Source organism: Superficieibacter sp. BNK-5, from assembly GCF_047456055.1.
Classification (GTDB): Bacteria; Pseudomonadota; Gammaproteobacteria; order Enterobacterales; family Enterobacteriaceae; genus Superficieibacter.
In genome coordinates this window covers 2,392,815-2,415,706 of the sequence record NZ_CP179893.1, presented here as the reverse complement: position 1 = coordinate 2,415,706, position 22,892 = coordinate 2,392,815, and the positions used below count along the sequence as shown (strand labels likewise).

The window sequence follows — 22,892 nt, the reverse complement described above, 5'->3', positions numbered from 1 at the left end:
TGTCAGCGCTACACTGCAATTGCATTCCTTTGCGGGGCGCAATTACCAGGTTTTACCAATATTAAACTGGAACTGCTCTGCCTTGTCTCCATCGTACTTTTTAAACGGCTGGGCGTAGGAGAAGACCAACGGCCCCAATGGGGACATCCATTGTAATGCGATACCCGCAGACATACGGATATTGCTCGGATCGCTATAGTCCGGCACATCTGATGGAGCAGAACCGGTATCCCAGTTCGTATCCCAGACGGTACCCGCATCCCAGAAGAACGAGGTACGGACCGAATTCGCATATTTTTCGCTAATAAACGGCGTTGGAGTGATGAACTCCAGGCTTGCCACCGCCATCGCGTTACCGCCTACGGCATCATCGGACTTACAAATATCCGTCGCACCATTTTCAACAGCGCAGTCATAGTCATTGTCACTGTCGTAGTCATTAACTGAATGCGGATAATAGACCGCTTTCGGACCGATAGTGTTTGACTGGAAACCACGAACGGTACTGGAACCACCGGCATAGAAGTTTTCATAGAACGGCATTTCTTTACCGCCTAAGCCATCACCGTAGCCCACTTTCGTACGGCCGAGGACCACCCACTTATGGTCGTCGTCTACCGGCACATAGGTCGCGGTATCCAGCGTCGCTTTGTAGTATTCGTTATCAGAACCTGGAATGGTCACTTTACCGTTCAGGTTGACACGCGTACCTTCCGTCGGGAAGAAGCCACGGTCCAGTTTGTTATAGGTCCAGCCGTAGTTAAAGGTGAAATCGTCTGACTTGAAGCTGTTATCTTCATCTGTCGTACTTGGATCTTCACCCATTGAATTCAGATAACGCCACATCGCAACCTGCGGTTCCATATTGGACAGGGAGTTGTGAACGTAGCCCACCCCCGCACGCAGCGTGTTGTATTCATTAATCGGGAAGCCGAGCGTTAAATCCGTACCATAGCTTTTATTGGTATAGCCGGACAGATCCGCGTCATCTGCTTCGAAGTCGTTATAGAACACACGGCCGCCGAGGCTTACACCGTCAACGGTGAAGTATGGATCGGTGACTGAAAGTTCTGTGTAGGTCTGGTAGTCGTTTTTGGTACCGTTGATGCCAACAGAGTAACCGGTACCTAACCAGTTATCCTGCTGAACGCCTGCCTGGAAGCTGACGCCACTTTCCGTACCGTAACCCACACCAAAGTTAAAGCTACCGGTGTTACGCTCTTTGACTTTATAAACCACGTCAACCTGATCCGGACGTCCAGGGACGCGCTGCGTATCCGTATCGACGGTTTCAAAATAGCCAAGACGGTTCAGACGCTCTTTACCCTGATCGACGAGGTCGCTGCCCAGCCACGCGCCTTCCATCTGGCGCATTTCACGGCGCAGGACGGCATCTTTCGAGGTATCGTTGCCTTCAAAGCGGATCTTACGCACGTAGTACCGGTTACCCGCATCCACGTTGACATGCAGTTTAACGGTTTTATCTGCATCGTTGATTTCCGGCTGCGACTGGACGCGCGGATAAGCGTAACCATAGCGACCCAGAAGCTTTTTAATATCATCTTCCATTTTGGTCACTTTGGTGCCGTTGTAGAGTTCACCCGGCTCAATTTTGGTCAGCCTTTCAATGTCGGTAGAATGACCTGCCAGATTACCGCTCACTTCTACGCTTTGCAGCTTGTACTGATCGCCTTCGGTGATATTCACCGTGACGTAGATGCCTTTTTTATCTGGCGTCAGGCTGACCTGAGTAGAATCAATATTAAAACGAGCATAACCGCGGTCAAGATAGTAGCTGCGCAGGGTTTCGAGGTCGCCCGCCAGTTTCTGCTTCTGATATTTACGATCGCCAACCACGTTCCACCACGGCACTTCATCACGCAACTGGAAGTGAGAGATCAGTTCTTCCGTGCTGAAGGCATGGTTGCCGACAATGTTAATCTGTTGGATTTGTGCCGAGACGCCTTCCTGGAAAACCAGCTTCAGGTCAACGCGGTTACGCGGCAGCGGTGTGACAACCGCCTTCACGCTGGCGCTGTATTTACCCACGCTGTAGTAGAAGTCTTCCAGACCCTTCTCGATGTCGGAAAGGGTGGTACGATCCAGTGATTCGCCGACACGGACGTTGGATGCCTCAAGGTTTTGCTTGAGCATGTCATCTTTCACCGATTTGTTACCGGAGAAAGTGATACTGGCAATAGTCGGACGTTCTTTGACCTGGACCAGCAACGTATCGCCATCGCGCAGGACACGAACATCCTCAAAGTTGCCGGTAGCAAACAGAGCACGAATGGTATTACTGATATCTTCATCATTCACCGTGTCGCCTGTGCGCACTGGCATACTGAGAAGGGCCGCACCAACGGCGACTCGCTGCAAGCCTTCGAAATGAATATCCTTCACTACGAACCCGTCAGCACCGTATACGGTCGCGCTGCTAAGCAGCAGCGACGCTATGAGCAACTTTTTCATCGCCATCGTTATTATGCATTCTTCCTAACACTCTCTCTTACAACCGAGAGAAATCATTGAAAAGTGCAAGCCCCATTAACAACACCAGCAAAATCGAGCCAATGCGATAACTAAAGTCTTGAACTCGCTCGGATACCGGAGCGCCTTTTAGCTTTTCAATCGCCAAAAAGAGCAGATGACCCCCGTCAAGAACGGGCAGCGGGAACAGGTTGATGATGCCCAGATTCACACTGATGAGCGCAAGGAACATCAGATAGTAAATCAACCCAAACTCCGCTGACATCCCAGCCCCCTGAGCGATAGAAATCGGCCCACTAAGGTTGTTCAGTTTTACGTCACCGGTTATCAATTTTCCCAGCATCCTGACCGTCAGCGACATCAGTTGCCACGTTTTATCCGTGGCCTGCGCGATGGCGCTGAATGGCCCATACTGGCGTACTGTCTTATACTCATCCGGGAGCGGGATCACTCTGGGTACAACTCCCGCAAACCCTTCAGCCTTATTACCGGGTTTTGTATCTGGTATTAAGGTCAATGACAAGGGGCTTCCCTGTCTTTCTATCTCAAGTGCCAACCCTTTACCCGGATTGTTGCGCACCAGTGTGACAAAAGTCGACCACTGCGTGAGCGGCTGACCATCGACTTTAACGATCCTGTCGCCTGCTTGCAAACCTGCTTTTTGTGCAGCTGAGTCAGCCTGCACTTCTGCCAGCACTGATTCTATCTGTGCGCCGCGCGGACGTATACCCAAAGAAGCAATTGGATCTTCTTTGTCCGGTTCAAAACGCCAGTGACGTAAATCGAGAACTTTATCCTGTCGTTTATCGCTGCCCGGCGGGGCAACACTGACAGTGGTTTGTTCTTCACCGATTTTCGCTACCAGCTCCAGACGCACAGCATCCCAGTCAGGCGTTTCGATACCGTCAACGGCTTTAAGTTCCGTACCTGGTGCAATTTGTGCTTCGGCAGCCACCGAATTGGGTGTTATTTCACCAATTACCGGACGAATACCGGGCACGCCGATAATAAATACCAGCCAGTAAGCAAAGATAGCAAAGATGAAGTTTGCGACGGGACCGGCGGCAATAATCGCCGCACGCTGGCCAACCGTTTTGTTATTGAAGGCGTAGTGACGCATCTCCGGGGCAACCGGCTCGACGCGCTCATCCAGCATTTTGACGTAACCGCCCAGCGGGATCAGAGCGATGACGAATTCGGTTCCCTGGCGATCGGTACGCCGCCACAGCGCTTTGCCGAAACCGATAGAAAAGCGTTCAACACGAACGCCACAGCGGCGAGCAACCCAGAAATGGCCAAATTCATGCACGGTGATCAGCACACCCAGCGCGACGATGAACGCGGCCAGATTCCAGAGAATGCTCAGCATAAAACCTTCCGTTAAACCATCCTGAAGACTAACAACAGCAGGCAGGCAAAGACCGGTACCGCCGCAGTCAGGCTATCGATACGATCCAGAATCCCACCATGTCCTGGAATCAAATGACCACTGTCTTTGATCCCGGCTTCACGCTTAAACATACTTTCCGTTAAATCACCCAGCACAGACGCCAGCGCGGCAACAATGGAGCAAATAAGCAGCGTTGCAGGCGCAACATCCAGATTAGCCCATTGCCCATAGGCCCAGGAGATAATGGCTGCCGTAAATAGCCCGCCAATAAAGCCCTGCCAGGTTTTGCCCGGAGAAACCTTCGGTGCCAGCTTATGTTTGCCAAACAGCTTACCAAACATGTAAGCACCGGAATCCGCGCCCCAGACGAGGATCATAACATACAGTAGCCACAGCGCGCCGCTATAGGGATTGATAGTGTAATGCCAGGCACGCAGCACCACCATACCCCAGAAAAAAGGAATAATAGTGAGCAAACCAAAAATCAGGCGTAATGTTTTTGAGTTTCGCCACATTGCGGCCGAGGCCGGGTAGAACAGCACCAGCACCAGTGCCACAATCCACCAGGCAAGCGAGGCCCACAGTGAGATCTCAATCACCGGCTGATGGAGATTATTATGGTACTCCGGCAGCATAAACAGCATTAACGCCAGCAGCAGGCCACAGAGCACGGCCAGCCAGACGCGCTGGGTTCTGGAAGTAAAGCCGCTTAGTTGGCCCCACTCCCACGCGGCCAACATACAAACCACCAGCGTCACAATGCCAAAGCCCATTGGGGGCAATAAAAACAGCGCCGCAATGACGATGGGAATTAATACAAAAGCAGAAATCAGGCGATACTTCAGCAAAAGCGACCCCCATCAGGCGTTGTCAACACCGGGCTCCGTGCCGCCGAAGCGACGCTCTCGATTGGCAAAGGCATGCAGCGCACCTTCAAAGTCTTGTTCATCGAAATCAGGCCAGAGAACATCCGTAAAGTAAAGCTCGGCATACGCAATTTGCCAAAGCAAAAAGTTACTGATGCGATGCTCTCCCCCCGTCCTAATTACTAAATCTACAGGAGCCAGTTCATGCATGCAGATTTGCTGATTTAGCATCTCTTCATTAATTTGATCGGGTCGGAGAAGCCCTTCCTGAACCTGCGCGGCAAGTTGCTGCACTCCCTGAATAATATCCCAGCGTCCACCATAATTAGCCGCAATATTGAGCGTCAGCCCGGTATTTTTCTCGGTCAACGCTTCAGCTTTATGGATCCGATCCTGCAAACGTGAGTTGAATCCATTGATATCGCCGATGATACGTAAACGGACATTATGGCGGTGCAGGCTTTTGACTTCGCTATCCAGCGCCCACACAAACAACTCCATCAATGCACTCACTTCCTGCGCCGGACGATTCCAGTTTTCACTACTGAAAGCGTAGAGTGTCAACGCATCTATGCCGTTATTCGCCGCAAAAGAGACCGCACGCCGGACTGATTTTGCCCCGGCCTTGTGTCCGAAGGCACGAATCTTGCCCTGTCTCTTCGCCCAGCGACCATTCCCATCCATGATTATCGCAACGTGGCGGCAGCCATGCGCAGGCAAACTTTCGCCGATTGGTTGATTAGCAGACAACATAACGCGTTTTTAGTCCATGAAAAGGGATTAGCGATGCTCCGGAATAGTGACGCTTTCTCGTAAAAAAGCCGTGTTTCACCACGGCTCACGTGATTACAAATGATTAATTTTATGCAATCAGGTGGCGCAGACTATATCACTGAAGCACAGCGCTAACAAATACCACAGCGATGCCTGCGTGGATTATCGTCAACTGGCGAGACGCGCAACCTGTTGGTGTGCAATCTCACGCGCCCTGGCGTCAACGGCCAGCACATCCTCGATGCTTTGCGGTTCTTGCGCGTCGACCTGTTCCAGCACCGCCAGATTCAGGGCCGCAATATCCGTAAAGCGGATCTGCGAGGCCAAAAACGCCGCCACCATGATTTCATTTGCGGCATTCAGCGCCGTTGTTAGCGCCTGCCCCTGCTCGAACGCGTCCATAGCCAGTTTCAGACACGGATAACGATCATAATCAGGCGCGGCGAACGTTAACTGGCTCAGCTTACAGAAATCCAGCGGCTTCACACCGGAGGTGACACGCCCCGGCCAGCCCATCGTATGCGCGATTGGCGTGCGCATATCCGGCTCGCCAAGCTGAGCCAGCACGCTGCCATCACGATAGCGTACCATCGAATGAATCACCGACTGCGGATGGATTAAGACTTCCATCTGCTGTGCTGAGGCGTTAAACAACCAGCGGGCTTCAATGTATTCCAGACCTTTATTCATCATGGTGGCCGAATCGACAGAGATTTTACGCCCCATCGACCAGTTCGGATGACGGCAGGCTTGATCCGGCGTCATTGCCGCCAGTTCTGCGATTGCCGTCTCACGAAATGGACCACCCGATCCAGTAAGCAGAATAGATGAAACTCCATTCTCCTTGAGATCAGCGTATCCCAGGTTGTGTTGAATTGTTTCCGGCAAACTCTGAAAAATGGCGTTATGTTCGCTATCTACCGGCAGTAATCGCGCTTTACTCTGCTGTACAGCTTCCATGAACAGGCGTCCACAGGTCACCAGCGATTCTTTATTCGCCAACAGCACCGTTTTTCCCGCACGAATTGCCGCAAGCGTAGGCACCAGCCCGGCAGCACCGACTATCGCGGCCATCACCTGATCGGTGTCGTCCAGCGCAGCCATATCACTGGCTGCCTGTTGGCCGCTCAACACTTCGGTATGGCTGCCATGCTCACGCAGTCTCTCTTTGAGGATCCGCGCGCTTTGCGCATCATCCATCACGGCGTAACGAGGAGAGAACTCGAGGCATTGCTGGGCCATACGCTCAACGTTTTTGCCAGCGACCAGGGCGTTAACAGAGAAGACATCAGGATTGTGGCGAACCACGTCAAGCGTGCTGCATCCGATAGAACCGGTCGAACCCAGAACGGTTAATTGCTTCATGAGGCGTCCAGAGAGAGGTAAGACAAAAAGCAAAACGCCGCCAGCAAAGCCTTCTCAGGCTCCCTGTACGGCGTTCAGATTATCATGGCAGATTAGAACTGCATCAGTTCCGCTTCTTTTTCTGCCAGCGCCGCATCCACTTTCTTGATCGCGGCATCGGTCATTTTCTGCACGTCGTCCTGAGAACGACGGTCATCATCTTCACTAATTTCTTTGTCTTTCAGCAGCGCTTTCACTTTGTCGTTAGCATCACGACGCACGTTACGCACAGCCACGCGCGCCTGCTCAGCTTCACCACGGACGATTTTAGTGAGATCGCGACGACGTTCTTCGGTGAGCGCCGGCAATGGAACACGGATGTCGCTGCCAGCAGAGCTTGGATTCAGACCGAGATCGGAAGCCATGATCGCTTTTTCAACGGCGGCGCTCAGGCTACGATCGAAGACGTTGATTTTCAGCGTGCGGGAGTCTTCCACGGTGACGCTGGCCAGCTGACGCAGCGGGGTTGGCGCACCATAATATTCAACAATGATGCCGTCCAGCAGGCTTGGGGAAGCGCGGCCAGTGCGAATTTTGCTGATTTGGTTTTTGAACGCTTCAACGCATTTGTCCATGCGCACTTCAGCATCTTTTCTGATATCGCTAATCACGTTACGAATCCTTGAAAACTTGTCTCAGACAGACCAGACGGTAGCACTCCGCCAGGCGGGTATGCTAAGTATAGTCCTGTTTATAGTATGCCACCGGGTAAGCGGCCTGCGTAATTAAAGCGGAATCTTACCCGGATTTAGCCTCAACGGAAATTATTCCGTGATTAATGTGCCTTCTTTTTCGCCCATGACGACGCGACGCAATGCGCCAGGTTTGTTCATGTTGAAGACACGAATTGGCAGTTTATGGTCGCGTGCCAGCGTAAACGCGGCCAGATCCATCACTTTGAGTTCTTTATCCAGCACTTCGTTATAGGACAACTGATCGTACATTGTCGCCGTCGGATCGGTTGCCGGATCGGCGGTAAATACGCCGTCTACTTTCGTCGCTTTCAGCACCACGTCAGCTTCAATTTCAATACCGCGCAGGCAGGCAGCGGAATCGGTGGTAAAGAACGGGTTGCCGGTACCGGCGGCCAGGATCACCACGCGGTTGTTGCGCAGCAGGCTAATCGCTTCCGCCCAGCTGTAATTGTCACACACGCCGTTCAACGGAATCGCTGACATCAGGCGGGCGTTCACATAGGCGCGATGGAGCGCATCACGCATTGCGAGGCCGTTCATTACCGTCGCCAGCATGCCCATGTGGTCGCCCACAACGCGGTTCATCCCCGCTTTCGCCAGACCCGCCCCACGGAACAGGTTACCGCCACCAATCACCACCCCAACCTGAATACCCAGTTCAACCAGTTCTTTGATTTCCTGAGCCATACGATCGAGTATGCTTGCATCAATACCGAAGCCTTCCGAACCCTGTAGAGCTTCGCCACTTAGCTTGAGCAGAATGCGTTTATAGACGGGTTTTGCATTGGTAGCCATGTTTCTTTCCTGAGACTGTCAACGAGTGATATGAATGAATTCTGGCGACATTGTACGTCGCATTTCAGCGCTATCCCTATAGGGTTTGGCTGATTTTACAAGACGGGTGCAAAAAGAAGCCGCCCTCAGGCGGCTGCTTGTAAAAATTAAGACTGCTTGGACATGGCAGCAACTTCTGCTGCGAAGTCAGACTCAACTTTTTCGATGCCTTCACCCACTTCAAAGCGGATGAAACCCGTTACGTCAGCGTTGTGCTCTTTCAGCAGCTGACCAACCGTTTTGCTCGGTTCCATAACGAAAGGCTGACCGGTCAGAGAGACTTCGCCGGTGAATTTCTTCATACGGCCTTCAACCATTTTCTCTGCGATCTCTTTCGGCTTGCCAGACTGCATGGCGATGTCCAGCTGTACCTGGAACTCTTTTTCTACCACGTCAGCAGACACGTCTTCCGGCTTAACGAATTCCGGCTTGCTCGCAGCAATGTGCATTGCCAGATGCTTAACCAGCTCTTCGTCAGCGCCAGTTGCAGCAACCAGAACGCCGATGCGCGCACCGTGCTGGTATGAACCCAGAACGTTGCCTTCCAGAGATGCTACGCGGCGAATGTTGATGTTTTCACCGATTTTAGCGACCAGAGCCACACGTTCTTCTTCGAACTGTGCCTTCAGCACTTCAACGTCAGTGATTTTGCCAGCAACAGCAGCGTCCAGAACTTTGTTAGCAAATGCCTGGAAACCAGCATCTTTTGCAACGAAGTCAGTCTGGCAGTTAACTTCCAGAATGATGCCGTAGTTGCCGTCGATCTTAGTGATGATCACGCCGTCAGCAGCCACGTTGCCTGCTTTTTTCGCCGCTTTAATCGCACCAGATTTACGCATGTTTTCGATTGCCAGCTCGATGTCGCCGTTAGCTTCGGTCAGCGCTTTTTTGCAATCCATCATGCCTGCGCCGGTACGCTCGCGCAGCTCTTTTACCAGGGATGCGGTAATTTCAGCCATTCTAAAATCCTCGGGAGATGATATCTGCCCGGCCACAGACCGAACAGATTTAAAAGTGAAAAAGGGGGCCATTAACAGGCCCCCTAACCAAACGTGATACTACCTGGTTTATAAGGGCTCGAAAGAGCTTTCCTTATTACTCAGCTTCTACGAAGCTTTCTTCCGCCTGGGAAGCCAGATCCTGAGAACGGCCTTCACGAACGGTGGTCGCAACAGCGCTCAGGTACAGGGTAACAGCGCGGATTGCATCGTCGTTACCCGGGATAACGAAGTCAACGCCGTCCGGATCGGAGTTGGTATCAACGATAGCAAATACCGGGATACCCAGGTTGTTTGCTTCTTTGATAGCAATGTGCTCGTGGTCAGCATCGATAACGAACAGAGCGTCCGGCAGACCGCCCATGTCTTTGATACCGCCCAGGCTGTTTTCCAGTTTGTCCAGCTCACGGGTGCGCATCAGCGCTTCTTTCTTGGTCAGCTTCTCGAAAGTGCCGTCCTGAGACTGAGTTTCCAGGTCTTTCAGACGTTTGATGGACTGACGAACGGTTTTCCAGTTAGTCAGCATACCGCCCAACCAGCGATGGTTCACGAAGAACTGGTCGCAGCTGTTAGCAGCATCTTTCACCGCTTCGCTTGCAGCGCGTTTAGTACCAACGAAAAGGATTTTACCTTTACGAGAGGCGATCTTGTTCAGTTCAGCCAGAGCGTCGTTGAACATCGGTACAGTCTGCTCAAGGTTGATGATGTGAACTTTGTTACGTGCGCCGAAGATGAAAGGCTTCATTTTCGGGTTCCAGTAACGGGTCTGGTGACCGAAGTGAACACCAGCTTTGAGCATGTCGCGCATGGAAACAGTTGCCATGATTTAAAACCTCTATATAAAGTTTGGGGTTAAGCCTCCACGCATCCCATATTACCGACCCCAAAGGGCACCCCGGAATATGTGCCGATACGTGTGTGTTGTTACACAAAGTGAGATTTGTCGCTTCCGTCCATTCTGTGTATTGCAAATGGAACGGAAGTCCGGCGCGCTTTATACCATAAATCCGCTACGGACTCCAATAGTTGTTGGCGACAAGTGCGCTTAATCATTCTCAATTTGGCAGGCTATGCCTCACGCTGTTAACATTGACATCACTAATACACAATTATTGTCGAAATTTTCGACGCTACTGGACATCATCCATGGCTATCTCTATTAAGACATCTGAAGACATCGAAAAAATGCGCGTCGCGGGCCGCCTGGCCGCCGAGGTGCTGGAAATGATTGAACCCTACGTTAAACCGGGCGTCAGCACTGGCGAGCTGGATCGTATTTGCAACGATTACATCGTCAATGAGCAGAAAGCGGTATCGGCCTGCCTCAACTATCACGGCTTCCCGAAATCCGTCTGCATCTCAATTAATGAAGTGGTCTGTCACGGCATCCCGGACGACGGCAAACTGTTAAAAGATGGCGACGTCGTTAACATTGATGTCACGGTGATTAAAGATGAGTTTCACGGTGATACCTCGAAGATGTTTATCGTCGGTAAACCGACCATCCTTGGCGAGCGTCTGTGCCGCGTTACCCAGCAAAGTCTGTATCTGGCGCTGAAGATGGTGAAGCCGGGCATTAACCTGCGTGAGATTGGCGCGGCAATCCAGAAATTTGTCGAAGCGGAAGGTTTCTCCGTGGTGCGCGAATATTGCGGGCATGGTATCGGCCGCGGCTTCCATGAGGAGCCGCAGGTGCTGCATTATGACTCCAGAGAGACTGACGTGGTGCTCAAGCCGGGCATGACCTTCACCATCGAACCGATGGTCAACGCCGGTAAAAAAGAGATCCGCAGCATGAAAGACGGCTGGACGGTAAAAACTAAAGACCGGAGCTTGTCTGCGCAGTACGAGCATACTATTGTGGTGACCGAGAACGGCTGCGAAATTCTGACGCTGCGTAAGGATGACACCATCCCGGCGATCCTCTCGCACGACGAATAAGACAAAGCCAGAAACCGTCGGCTTCAGACTGCTGACAAACGTTATACCGTGGGATCATGCTTGGCGGCGCTTCGCTTGCACAGGCCTACGGATTGCGGATAACCTGTTGATATTGATATTTTTCGTAGGCCGGGTAAGGCGAAGCCGCCACCCGGCAAAACGCTACGCAATAGCAGACAGGTTTGTCATCGACCTTAAGCCGGCAAACGCCGGCTTTTTTAATGGTCATCATTTTTTCTTATAGGTGGCGCGACGATGAGTTACACCTTACCTGAACAGTACGCGAATACGGCCCTTCCCACCCTGCCAGACCAGCCTGAACATCCGGGCGCCTGGCCGGAAGAGATGCTGATATGCGCAGAAATCAAATCCCGTCTCGATTGCTTCCAGCACTGGCTCGGGACGGCCTTTGACAGCGGCATTTCCGCTGAGCAGTTGATCGACGCGCGCACCGAATTTATCGATCAGCTCTTGCAGCGGCTATGGCTGCACTATGGCTTCGGGCAAATCGGCGACGTCGCGCTGGTGGCAGTCGGCGGCTACGGTCGCGGCGAACTGCATCCCCTTTCCGATATCGACCTGCTGATTTTAAGCCGTAAAAAACTGTCGGACGAACATGCGCAGAAAGTCGGTGAGCTGCTCACCCTGCTATGGGACGTCAAGCTGGAGGTGGGTCACAGCGTGCGCACGCTGGAAGAGTGTTTGCTGGAAGGGCTTTCCGATCTCACCGTCGCCACCAACCTGATTGAAACACGCCTGCTGATCGGCGACGTAGCCCTGTTCCTCGAACTGCAAAAGCACATCTTCAGCGAAGGTTTCTGGCCCTCGGCGAAGTTCTTCGCCGCCAAGGTGGAAGAACAAAACGTTCGCCATCAGCGCTACCACGGCACCAGCTATAATCTGGAGCCGGATATCAAAAGCAGTCCCGGCGGCCTGCGCGATATTCACACCTTACAATGGGTCGCCCGCCGCCATTTTGGCGCGACCTCGCTCGACGAGATGGTCGGCTTTGGTTTTTTAACCCCGGCTGAGCGCGCGGAACTTAACGAATGCCTGCATCTGCTGTGGCGCATTCGCTTTGCCCTGCATTTAGTGGTGACGCGTTATGACAACCGTCTGCTGTTTGATCGGCAGCTTAGCGTCGCCCAACGCCTGAATTACGAAGGTGAAGGTAACGAGCCGGTTGAACGGATGATGAAGGATTTTTTCCGCGTCACCCGGCGGGTCGGCGAACTTAACCACATGCTGCTGCAACTGTTTGATGAGGCGATCCTCGCCCTGCCTGCAGATGAGAAGCCGCGGCCGATTGACGACGACTTTCAGCTACGCGGCACGCTAATTGATTTACGCGATGAAACGTTATTCATCCGCGAGCCGGAAGCGATCCTGCGCATGTTTTACACCATGGTACGCAACAGTACCATCACCGGCATCTATTCCACGACGCTGCGCCATTTGCGCCATGCCCGCCGCCATCTGAAACAGCCGCTGTGCTATATCCCCGAAGCGCGCGCGCTGTTTTTAAGTATGCTGCGCCATCCCGGAGCGGTCAGTCGCGGCCTGTTGCCGATGCATCGCCACAGCGTACTGTGGGCGTATATGCCGCAGTGGTCGCATATTGTCGGCCAGATGCAGTTCGATCTGTTTCACGCCTACACCGTTGATGAGCACACCATCCGCGTGATGCTAAAACTGGAAAGCTTTGCCCAGGAAGAGACGCGCCAGCGCCATCCGCTGTGCGTCGACCTCTGGCCGCGCCTGAGCCATCCGGAACTGATCCTGATTGCCGCCCTTTTCCACGATATCGCTAAAGGTCGGGGGGGCGATCACTCGGTGCTCGGCGCGCAGGATGTCCTGACTTTTGCCGAACTGCACGGGCTGAATTCACGGGAAACGCAGCTGGTCGCCTGGCTGGTGCGCCATCATCTGCTGATGTCGGTCACAGCCCAGCGTCGTGATATTCAGGATCCGGAAGTCATCAAGCAGTTTGCTGAAGAGGTGCAAACGGAAAACCGCCTGCGTTTCCTCGTCTGCCTGACCGTCGCCGACATCTGCGCCACCAATGAAACGCTATGGAATAGCTGGAAGCAGAGCCTGCTGCGCGAGTTGTACTTCGCCACTGAAAAACAGCTGCGCCGCGGCATGCAGAATACGCCGGACATGCGCGAGCGGGTGCGCCACCATCAGCTTCAGGCGCTGGCCCTGTTGCGCATGGATAATATTGATGAGGAATCGCTGCATCAGATTTGGTCCCGCTGTCGCGCCAACTACTTCGTGCGTCACAGCCCAAACCAGCTCGCCTGGCATGCGCGTCATCTGATGCAGCACGATCTCAGCCACCCGCTGATCCTGCTCAGTCCGCAGGCGACGCGCGGCGGCACCGAGATTTTTATCTGGAGCCCGGACCGCCCTTACCTGTTTGCCGCCGTCTGTGCGGAGCTGGACCGACGCAACCTGAGCGTCCACGACGCGCAGATCTTTACGACCCGCGACGGGATGGCGATGGATACCTTTATCGTTCTCGAGCCGGACGGCAGCCCATTATCGCCGGATCGTCACGAAGCGATCCGCTTTGGGCTGGAGCAGGCTATCACCCAGCGAAGCTGGCAGCCGCCGCAACCGCGTCGTCAGCCCGCGAAACTTCGCCACTTTACCGTGGAAACCGAGGTGAATTTTCTGCCTACCCATACCGACAGAAAATCGTTTATGGAACTTATCGCCCTCGACCAGCCAGGCTTGCTGGCACGGGTCGGGCAAATTTTTGCCGATCTGGGAATTTCGCTTCATGGCGCCCGAATTACAACCATTGGCGAGCGAGTAGAAGATTTATTCATAATCGCCACGGCGGAGCGGCGCGGCCTTAATAATGCCCTGCAACTTGAGGTGCAACAACGGTTGACAGAGGCCCTCAATCCAAACGATAAAGGGTAGTGTGTTTATTTATATGGAAAGAGTTTAACAATGCAGCAGTTACAGAACGTTATTGAGACCGCTTTTGAGCGTCGCGCCGACATTACGCCAACGAATGTGGATACCGTTACCCGCGAAGCGGTTAATCAGGTGATATCCCTGCTGGATTCCGGCGCCCTGCGTGTCGCAGAAAAAATCGACGGCCAGTGGATCACTCATCAGTGGTTGAAGAAAGCGGTCCTGCTCTCTTTCCGTATTAACGATAACCAGGTTATCGACGGTGCGGAAAGCCGCTACTTCGATAAAGTGCCGATGAAATTTGCTGATTACGACCAGGCGCGCTTTCAGAAAGAAGGTTTCCGCGTGGTGCCGCCAGCCGCCGTGCGTCAGGGCGCGTTTATCGCCCGCAACACGGTACTGATGCCCTCCTATGTGAACATCGGTGCTTACGTTGATGAAGGCACAATGGTCGATACCTGGGCCACCGTCGGTTCCTGCGCACAAATCGGCAAAAACGTCCACCTGTCCGGCGGCGTTGGCATCGGTGGCGTTCTGGAACCGCTGCAGGCGAATCCGACTATCATTGAAGATAACTGCTTTATCGGCGCGCGTTCTGAAGTGGTAGAAGGCGTCATCGTAGAAGAAGGCTCCGTGATTTCCATGGGCGTTTATATTGGTCAGAGCACCCGTATTTACGATCGCGAAACTGGCGAAGTGCATTATGGCCGCGTCCCGGCAGGCTCTGTTGTCGTCTCCGGCAACCTGCCATCGAAAGATGGCAAGTACAGCCTGTACTGTGCGGTGATCGTGAAGAAAGTAGACGCTAAAACGCGTGGCAAGGTAGGTATCAACGAGCTGCTGCGTACCATCGACTAAGCGCATTAAGCCGGGGACATGATGTCCCCGGCTATTCCAGCGCGTAATGGGTTGAAGATGATTTCACGAAGAAACCTTTTGCTCGGTGCGGCCGCAGGGCTGGCTAGTGGAACCGGCGTCAGTTATGCGCACTACTACGAACCGACGCGGTTTGAAGTCACCCATCCTCGGATCCGCTTTTTCCCGGAAAAATCCACCGATGCGCCGCTCAAGGTATTATTTCTTACCGATCTACACTATTCCCGCTACGTTCCGTTCTCGCTGATATCGCAAGCTATTGCGCTGGGCCTGGCCGAAAAGCCCGATCTGATCCTGCTGGGTGGTGATTATGTCACCTTTGATATGCCGCTCGATTTTCCTGCGTACAGCAAGGTGCTGGCACCGCTTGCCGCTTACGCGCCCACCTTTGCCTGCTATGGCAATCACGATCGCCCGGTCGGAAAACCCCGCAACGGCTATATCACTAAAATGCTGACCGATGCGGGCATCACGATTTTATTTAATACCTCAACGCGGGTGAGCCTGAGGCAACGTCAGTTTATGATCTATGGCACAGGGGATTTATGGTGTCGGCAATGTCACAGCGAGTTCATTCCGCCCTGGCGTGACGATGCCCTGCCCCGGCTGGTGCTGGCTCATAATCCGGACAGTAAAGACGTCCTGCGCAAGTCCGACTGGGATCTCATGCTCTGCGGGCATACGCACGGGGGACAAATGCACATCCCGCTGGTCGGCGAGCCGTTCGCGCCGGTAAAAGATAAACGTTACGTCGCCGGTCTCAACGCGTTCGGCAAACGGCACATCTACACCTCACGCGGCGTCGGTAATTTATACGGTCTGCGCGTCAACTGCCGCCCGGAAGTGACGATACTGGAGCTAATGTAGATCGGCTCAGACTGGACAAACGTGGGTTATCAAGGGAAACGCCGGGATTGGGTTCCCGGAGGGAGGCCCAACCCGGTGGTTACCCCGATATCCACGGACGGCTGGCTGGCAACCTCAGCCGATATAGATCAGCTTAACATTCAGGAGAAAAATCCCTTTCCGGCGAGCCGGATAGTGTAAAAGCAGATATGCTTAATGACAAAATGAGCAAAATCCACTGTTTCTCTTTGAGGTACCGCTATGTACGACAATCTGAAAAGTCTGGGCATTACGAATCCTGATGAAATTGATCGTTACAGCCTCCGGCAGGAAGCCAACAACGATATCCTGAAAATCTATTTTCAAAAGGACAAAGGCGAATTTTTCGCTAAAAGCGTAAAATTTAAGTACCCGCGCCAGCGCAAAACCGTGATCGCCGACGGCGTGGGACAGGGTTACAAAGAGGTGCAGGAGATCAGCCCTAACCTGCGTTATGTTATCGACGAACTCGACCAGATCTGCCAGCGGGATCGCAGCGATGTCGATCTGAAGCGCAAGATCCTCGACGATCTGCGCCACCTTGAAAGCGTGGTCGCCAACAAAATCACCGAGATTGAATCCGACCTGGAAAAATTAACGCGCAATAAATAACATTAACGGGCCAGTCCTGGCCCGTTATTATTCCCACGCCGATACTCGCTAAAATAATCACCTCGTATCAATATTATCATTTTTTCCGGATGATTTATTTTCATTCACTCTTCTGTTTTCTCATTTCATCTCATCGAATATTGCCTTGTATTATCAAAGCCTTCCCGCTCCTGTATTTTCATCGGACCCTATACAGGAGGAACACAACATGACTCAGGAAATAACACAACGTTGCTATACCCTTCAGGCTGCGCCCTGGCTGGATAATGCAGGATTTGAAAAAGGAAGGCAGCAGGATCGTCAGCCGCTGGGATTTATATTACCCGCGAATACTTCACTGCGCGTGCGCCAGGCGGATATGGCAAAAGGCAAAGCGACATTCCGTTTGCTTTGCGACGACTCGCAGGTTGAAAAAACCATCACCTTAAGCGCCAGCTGGCAAACTATCAGCGCCACGGTAGACACCGTACCGTTTGTTGATACCCTTTATACGGACCAGCCCGGTGAATTTACCGTGCTCTATGAACTGCCGCAGACCATCAAGCCTCTGCCGTACTGGAGCAAGGGACAGTCCGAGAGCGACTTCTTTAGCCACTGGCGGCAAAACGCCTCGCCGTTTGCGCTGGTAGACGCCGATGTGGTCTGCTTCCTGCTTCCACTGGCCGACCGGGATAATCTGCAGAAAACCGGTCTGGCGACGTTGCAGGCATTCTATACGGATATTTTTGGCGCCTATAATGAATGGGCCGGATTAAGCGATAACCCCGCCTCAGCGCTGAATAAAAATGTTCCCAACAGTTATTTTATTAAAGCTGACAAACATGGCGTCGGCTCGGCTTATTATTTACCCTGGTGGTGCGCCCAAACCTCATCAACGGTCAGCCAGGGGTGGATTGATAATATCACTACCCAATGGACCATCCTTCATGAAATTGCCCACGGCTACCAGGGTAAATTTATGAAGGACACCGAAATTCCGGTCGGCGAAGTGTGGAATAACATTTACGCGGCGTATTTTCAGCAGGCTACCTTAAGCGTCAATAACCGGCTTTATACTGACGGCTGGCTTTATAACTTCGGCCAGCAACCCGCGGAAGAGCTGAAATTTATTACCAACGTCAGAAGTCACCTTCCGGTGGCGCAATGGGGCGGACGTACCCGCTTGTTAATGCTGATGATGATGCTTTTCAGGGCCAACACGCCCGCGTTTAGCGCCTTTAACCAACAGTACCGGGAGCTGGCCAACAGTGAATGTTTCCTGGCCACGGAGCATCATCTGACGGATTTACTGGCCAGCGCTATCGCCTCTGAAACCGGGTACGATATGACGCCGTTTATGATTTTTTGCGGCCTTAAGCCCGACGCGTTTACCTTTGAAAAGGTGGCGGCGGCAAAACCCGTCTGGCCGCTCTTTGACCTGCTGGCGGAAAGCGAGTGGGAAAGCGCGCGTCAGCGTCTGAACCTGGACTCCTTCGTCTGGCTGGTGGATAACCAGCAACTGGCGATACTGGGGAAAAAAGGCAAACTGGCGCTCACGTTAAATATCGATCGCCCTGAGCAGGTTTATGGGCAGTCGCTCACCCTGCGCGATAACGGCGGACAATCTTTCACCGCGACTATCGTCGATAAACAGATCGTCTTCAGCGATCTTCCTGTGGGCGTTTATCAGCTTGATCTCCCCCAGGGCCGCTCGCAGAAATACCGTGTCGATGCCACCTTCGTGACGGTCCGCGAAGGCACGAACGCCGTGACGGTGAACTATACCCCGCTGGCGGATACCGCTCTGCGTAACCAAACCCTGCATTTTCAGGGCTATGACAACACGCCTTTCGCCAGCCTGTGCGTGGATTATGAAAACCAGACGCTGACGCTGGATATTTTTAGCGCCACGCCGCATCTCTATTTTTCCAGCCAGCGCTACGCCAGCGTGACCGTATTTTCTGACAGCGGTGAGCAATTGCTGAAGCGCGATATGAGTGGCACGAACTGCGCGACAGGAAAGATCCAACTCCCTTTAAAAGAGAATTACCATCTTTCCGTTTACCACGCTGAACCGGGCCGCCTGAAGGCCGCGCCAGGCTATTTAACGCTGGTTGCACCTCAGCCGAATCAATTACTGCGTATCGACAGGGAAGGTCTTTATAACTTTGTCCTTAACAATCGCCCTGTAGACGATCTCAGGACTGTTTTTGTACACCATGCGCAGGCGCTGCGGGACCTCCCCTCTTTGCAAAATAAGCGCTATTCCGCGCGCAAAAATGACCTCTGGCTGATGCTGCAAAACGTCCCTGACGCAGAACGTCAGTCGCTGCTGAAGGAGTATAACGATGTGCTGCCTGCTGATAACAGCGTACCCGGCGCGTTAACAGGTAAAAGCGTTACGCTAAAACTACAGGGATTGAAAAATAACGAATTCTGTCAAATCGCCATTGATAACGCGAAACGGGAGATAGTGGTGCAGACCCGTGCGGGCCAGCCCCATGCGTATTACCTGCCTGGCGCAACCTATGCCAGCATCGACGTCAGAAACGCGGCCGGGGAAGCACTCTATCACCGCCAGTATCAGGGCGCGGAAAACTATCAGGCGCAAACTGAACGCATTGCGCTGGAGGAAGGCTTCGCGATCGATATCTTCCATGATGAACCGTTCAGGGTCAGCGCGTTTAACCTCACGCAAAACACGCTGGTCCCGGTGAAGAGAACTAACCTCTGGTACGTCACGCCGTTCGGCCTGGAAGAGCAGCAGACGGCGTTACCGGCGCAGGAAGATGTGAAAGATGAGACCGCGCTGTATGGCGATCGCTTTGCCTGGGATCTGCTTGGCGACAACGACGCTTGCTTTGCCAGCATGGCGCTGGACATCGGCGGTAAACAGTTCACCTTCAGCGCACACGCTGGTGTCCCGCACAGCGCGTTCAGCACCGTATATGCGACGGTCAACGTCTACAATACGCGAGGTTCCGTTGTCGCCCGCCAGGCGATTAAAGGCACCTCTGAGCTTGGTGACTATGTGGATACCGCGGCGCTGGAAGAGAATTATATTATTGAAGTCTTTCACGCCGAAGCGGGACGCCGCTCGCTTATCGCTAACCCGCGAAACGGTGAAACCTGGCCGCAAGCAAACAGCGTGAGCTGGCGCGTGACGGCGCGGGGTTTAGAGCGTCTGTAAAGCAAGCACCCGCCTCGCGGCGGGTGCTTGAGGTTGATGACAAACCTGTTTTTCTATTGCATGCGTCGCTTTGCCGGGTGGCGGCTTCGCCTTACCCGGCCTACAAAAATCATCAATATCAATCGGTTATTCGCAACCCGTAGGCCTGTGCAAGCGAAGCGCCGCCAGGCATAATTCCACGGTATAACGTTTTAATGCTGCTCATCCAGTTGTAGCGCCACATACAGCAGCAGCCTGTCATCGAAATTCCCCAGATCCAGCCCGGTCAGCTCTGAAATACGGTTCAGCCGGTACTCCAGCGTATTACGATGAATAAACAAGGCTTTTGACGTCGCCAGCGGCTGTACATTATGGCGGAACCACGCCTGTAATGTACGCCGCAGCAGACCGTTATTATCCATCGCTTTAAGCCGGGTGAGCGGGCGCGCCAGTTCGTTGGCCTGCCAGCCGCCGCGCAGGCTGTCGAGCAGCACCGGCAGCATCAAATCCTGATAAAAATAACTGCGGCTTTCCGGCATCCGCTGCTTGCCGACCATCATCGTGGTACGCGCGGTACGATAGGAACGGGCGATGCTGCCCGGACCGGTAAAATAGTTGCCTAGTGCCACGCGAAAACGCAGTTGGCCGTTCTCTTTCATTCGGGAAATAAGCTGTTCCACGCGCTTGCGATGATCTTCCGCATCCCAGCGGCCAAACGGATTGAGTGCCGGTTTTAATACCACCATCTCGGTCAGTGAGACAATGGCGATCAGGTTATTGCGCTCGGGCGTGGTTAACGCGCTCTGCAACTGCTGGAGTTCCGCCATGGCGCTATCGACGCCAAGCTGACCACTATCCACCTCCAGTACGGCGACCACGCGCGGCTGATTAAGATCGATACCCAGACGCTGCGCCCACTCGGTGAGCGCCGGCGTATGCTCTTCCGCCTGGATAAGGTTCATCACCAGCTCTTCACGCAGACGGCTATCCTGGGCGAGCAGGTGCATCAGGCGCGATTGCTCAAGCATCATCTCCGCGGTCATACACACCAGTTCGCCATATTTACGCAGCGTCTCCGGCTCCCCCGTCAGGCCGATAACCCCGACGATTTCCCCTTCCAGCCGCAACGGCAGATTGATCCCCTGTCGCACGCCGTGCAGGTGCCGCGCCACGGCATCGTCAATATCCACGACCCGTCCCTGAGACAGCACCAGCAGCGCGCCTTCGTGCAATTCACCAACTCGTTCGCGATCGCCGCTGCCGATAATGCGTCCACGGGCATCCATTACGTTGATATTGGTATCAATGATGCGCATCGTGCGTGCCACGATATCCTGTGCCATTTTGGTATCAAGATGCCAGCCAGCCATGTTTCCTCCCGTAAGCAGTGCTCCAGCATAAGGAAGATAGCAGGGTGCCGCATTGTGCATATGCACAAAGCAGAGCGGAGAAGTATGGAGTTGTGGGGAGAGTCACAAATTGCGGGTAAAACGCCCTCCTCCACCAGGAGGAGGGCCGGGGATATTACTGCATCAGCAGGTAGATGGAGGTGTCGCCGCGCTGGATATTCAGCGCCAGCACGCCCGGTTTCGCATCGAGGATCTTACGCAGCTCGGCAATATTTTTCACCGACTGCTGGTTTGCGCCAACGATCACGTCGCCTTTCTTCAGACCGATTTGCGCCGCCGGAGAATTAGCTTTCACGCTGCTCACCACCACGCCTTTATCCTGACCTTTATTGCTCATCTCAGCGCCTTCAATACCGCTGAAAATGGTGCTGGAATCAACCTGATTCTGGCTGCTCTGCTGCAACTCCACGTTGACATTAACCGGTTTGCCATCGCGCAGCAGGCCGAGGGTAACTTTGCTGCCAATCGGCATGGTGCCGACCTGGGCGCGCATCGCAGCGAAGCTGCTGATCGGCTTGCCGTTAAGCGAAGTGATCACGTCACCGGCTTTAATGCCCGCTTTCGCCGCCGCTGAATTCGGCATCACCTGGCTGACAAACGCGCCACGCTGGGCATCCACTTTCATCGCTTTTGCCAGCTCAGAACTCACTTCGGTGCCCATAATGCCCAGTTCGCCGCGGCGTACCTGGCCGTACTCGACCATCTGTGCCGTCAGGCTTTTCACCATATTACTCGGGATAGCAAAGCCGATGCCGATGTTGCCACCGTCCGGCGCGAGGATCGCCGTGTTAATGCCGATCAGTTCACCGTTCAGGTTCACCAGCGCGCCGCCGGAGTTACCGCGGTTAATCGCCGCATCGGTCTGAATAAAGTTTTCGTAGTTCTCGGCGTTCAGGCCGCTACGACCCAGCGCGGAGACAATCCCCGAGGTCACCGTTTCGCCCAGACCAAATGGGTTACCGATGGCGACGGTATAATCCCCTACGCGCAGGGCGTCGGAGTCGGCAATCTTAATCGCCGTCAGGTTTTTCGGATCCTGAATCTGGATCAGCGCGATATCAGAGCGCGGATCTTTGCCGACCATTTTGGCGTCAAGCTTGCGGCCGTCGCTCAACTGGACTTTGATGGTGGTCGCATTCTCGACAACGTGGTTGTTGGTGACGACATAGCCTTTGGCCGCATCAATAATCACCCCGGAACCCAGCGCCATAAATTTCTGCTGCTGACTGCCGCCATTACCGCCGTCACCGCCACCCTGACAGAACGGTGAACTCTGGAACGGGGAACCTTCCTGACAGAACGGCGAGTTATCGCCAAAGAACTGCTGGAAGTTTTTCGGCATACGTGGCGTATTAACGCTGGTACTGCCTTCAACGTTAATGCTCACCACCGAAGGCATGACTTTTTCAAGCATAGGAGCCAGGCTTGGCATCTGCTGCGCAGTCACCGTGGACGAGGCGGTTTCCGCTGCGTTTGCGGCTAAAGGAGATAATGCCAGACTTAAACTTAATGCCAGGGCGCTCATTGCTAATGTGGTCTTTTTCATCTTTTTTCCGTCTCAATATCAGATAACGCAAGTCGCTATGTGTGATGCTAAGAGTCACTTTATAACGCTAAGTTCCGGAATTAAGTTGCTGGAAAA

At 53.5% G+C, this 22,892-nt stretch carries 18 protein-coding genes; 6 read left to right on the top strand and 12 right to left on the bottom strand.

The genetic code is table 11. The annotated features are described in order from the left end of the window. Nucleotides 1-42: 42 nt before the first annotated feature. From bamA to rpsB, 9 genes are all read right to left on the bottom strand, one after another. A complete protein-coding gene (gene bamA / locus ACMGGS_RS11515; RefSeq protein WP_414166155.1) occupies nucleotides 43-2,478 on the bottom strand; it encodes an outer membrane protein assembly factor BamA in 2,436 nt (811 codons plus the stop codon). Nucleotides 2,479-2,509: 31 nt separating this feature from the next. Continuing rightward, nucleotides 2,510-3,859, bottom strand: a complete 1,350-nt coding sequence (rseP, locus tag ACMGGS_RS11510) for a sigma E protease regulator RseP (protein WP_414166154.1) — start codon at nucleotides 3,857-3,859, stop codon at nucleotides 2,510-2,512. Between the two features lie 11 nt (nucleotides 3,860-3,870). Beyond that, nucleotides 3,871-4,728, bottom strand: coding sequence for a phosphatidate cytidylyltransferase (gene cdsA, locus ACMGGS_RS11505; RefSeq protein ID WP_176919757.1), 858 nt, complete (start codon nucleotides 4,726-4,728; stop codon nucleotides 3,871-3,873). Between the two features lie 12 nt (nucleotides 4,729-4,740). Beyond that, the gene (gene ispU, locus ACMGGS_RS11500) at nucleotides 4,741-5,499 is read right to left on the bottom strand and encodes a (2E,6E)-farnesyl-diphosphate-specific ditrans,polycis-undecaprenyl-diphosphate synthase (RefSeq protein ID WP_176919758.1); all 759 of its coding nucleotides are present in this window, start codon (nucleotides 5,497-5,499) and stop codon (nucleotides 4,741-4,743) included. A gap of 189 nt (nucleotides 5,500-5,688) precedes the next feature. Then, on the bottom strand, nucleotides 5,689-6,885 hold the full coding sequence (gene ispC, locus ACMGGS_RS11495) for a 1-deoxy-D-xylulose-5-phosphate reductoisomerase (protein ID WP_414166153.1): 1,197 nt from the start codon (nucleotides 6,883-6,885) through the stop codon (nucleotides 5,689-5,691). A 92-nt stretch (nucleotides 6,886-6,977) separates the two neighbouring features. Next, nucleotides 6,978-7,535, bottom strand: a complete 558-nt coding sequence (frr, locus tag ACMGGS_RS11490; protein WP_176919760.1) for a ribosome recycling factor — start codon at nucleotides 7,533-7,535, stop codon at nucleotides 6,978-6,980. A 153-nt stretch (nucleotides 7,536-7,688) separates the two neighbouring features. Then, complete coding sequence (gene pyrH / locus ACMGGS_RS11485; protein WP_176919761.1) at nucleotides 7,689-8,414, bottom strand: UMP kinase; 726 nt, start codon at nucleotides 8,412-8,414, stop codon at nucleotides 7,689-7,691. Between the two features lie 146 nt (nucleotides 8,415-8,560). After that, nucleotides 8,561-9,412: a translation elongation factor Ts gene (gene tsf, locus ACMGGS_RS11480; protein WP_414166152.1), complete on the bottom strand. Its 852-nt coding sequence runs from the start codon at nucleotides 9,410-9,412 to the stop codon at nucleotides 8,561-8,563. A 136-nt stretch (nucleotides 9,413-9,548) separates the two neighbouring features. Then, entirely contained in the window at nucleotides 9,549-10,274 is a 726-nt protein-coding gene (gene rpsB / locus ACMGGS_RS11475; RefSeq protein ID WP_103678247.1) for a 30S ribosomal protein S2, read from the bottom strand. Nucleotides 10,275-10,597: 323 nt separating this feature from the next. Here rpsB and map point away from each other — a divergent pair, with 323 nt between their 5' ends. Then, the gene (gene map, locus ACMGGS_RS11470; RefSeq protein WP_414166151.1) at nucleotides 10,598-11,392 is read left to right on the top strand and encodes a type I methionyl aminopeptidase; all 795 of its coding nucleotides are present in this window, start codon (nucleotides 10,598-10,600) and stop codon (nucleotides 11,390-11,392) included. Nucleotides 11,393-11,477: 85 nt separating this feature from the next. Here the strand turns inward: map and ACMGGS_RS11465 are convergent, their stop codons facing one another. After that, nucleotides 11,478-11,624, bottom strand: a complete 147-nt coding sequence (locus tag ACMGGS_RS11465; protein WP_414166150.1) for a hypothetical protein — start codon at nucleotides 11,622-11,624, stop codon at nucleotides 11,478-11,480. Nucleotides 11,625-11,647: 23 nt separating this feature from the next. Between ACMGGS_RS11465 and glnD the strand changes: the two genes are divergently transcribed. From glnD to ACMGGS_RS11440, 5 genes are all read left to right on the top strand, one after another. Next, nucleotides 11,648-14,323, top strand: coding sequence for a bifunctional uridylyltransferase/uridylyl-removing protein GlnD (glnD, locus tag ACMGGS_RS11460; protein WP_414166149.1), 2,676 nt, complete (start codon nucleotides 11,648-11,650; stop codon nucleotides 14,321-14,323). A 30-nt stretch (nucleotides 14,324-14,353) separates the two neighbouring features. Then, entirely contained in the window at nucleotides 14,354-15,178 is an 825-nt protein-coding gene (gene dapD, locus ACMGGS_RS11455; RefSeq protein WP_176919765.1) for a 2,3,4,5-tetrahydropyridine-2,6-dicarboxylate N-succinyltransferase, read from the top strand. Nucleotides 15,179-15,235: 57 nt separating this feature from the next. Next, entirely contained in the window at nucleotides 15,236-16,063 is an 828-nt protein-coding gene (gene yaeI, locus ACMGGS_RS11450) for a phosphodiesterase YaeI (RefSeq protein ID WP_414166148.1), read from the top strand. A gap of 240 nt (nucleotides 16,064-16,303) precedes the next feature. After that, entirely contained in the window at nucleotides 16,304-16,693 is a 390-nt protein-coding gene (locus tag ACMGGS_RS11445; RefSeq protein WP_194207752.1) for a DUF3461 family protein, read from the top strand. A 208-nt stretch (nucleotides 16,694-16,901) separates the two neighbouring features. Then, nucleotides 16,902-19,862: a putative mucin/carbohydrate-binding domain-containing protein gene (locus ACMGGS_RS11440; RefSeq protein WP_414166147.1), complete on the top strand. Its 2,961-nt coding sequence runs from the start codon at nucleotides 16,902-16,904 to the stop codon at nucleotides 19,860-19,862. Between the two features lie 191 nt (nucleotides 19,863-20,053). Here ACMGGS_RS11440 and cdaR read toward each other — a convergent pair whose 3' ends face one another. Further along, a complete protein-coding gene (gene cdaR / locus ACMGGS_RS11435; protein ID WP_176919769.1) occupies nucleotides 20,054-21,211 on the bottom strand; it encodes a DNA-binding transcriptional regulator CdaR in 1,158 nt (385 codons plus the stop codon). A gap of 154 nt (nucleotides 21,212-21,365) precedes the next feature. Beyond that, the gene (gene degP / locus ACMGGS_RS11430; protein WP_414166146.1) at nucleotides 21,366-22,796 is read right to left on the bottom strand and encodes a serine endoprotease DegP; all 1,431 of its coding nucleotides are present in this window, start codon (nucleotides 22,794-22,796) and stop codon (nucleotides 21,366-21,368) included. Nucleotides 22,797-22,892 lie beyond the last annotated feature (96 nt).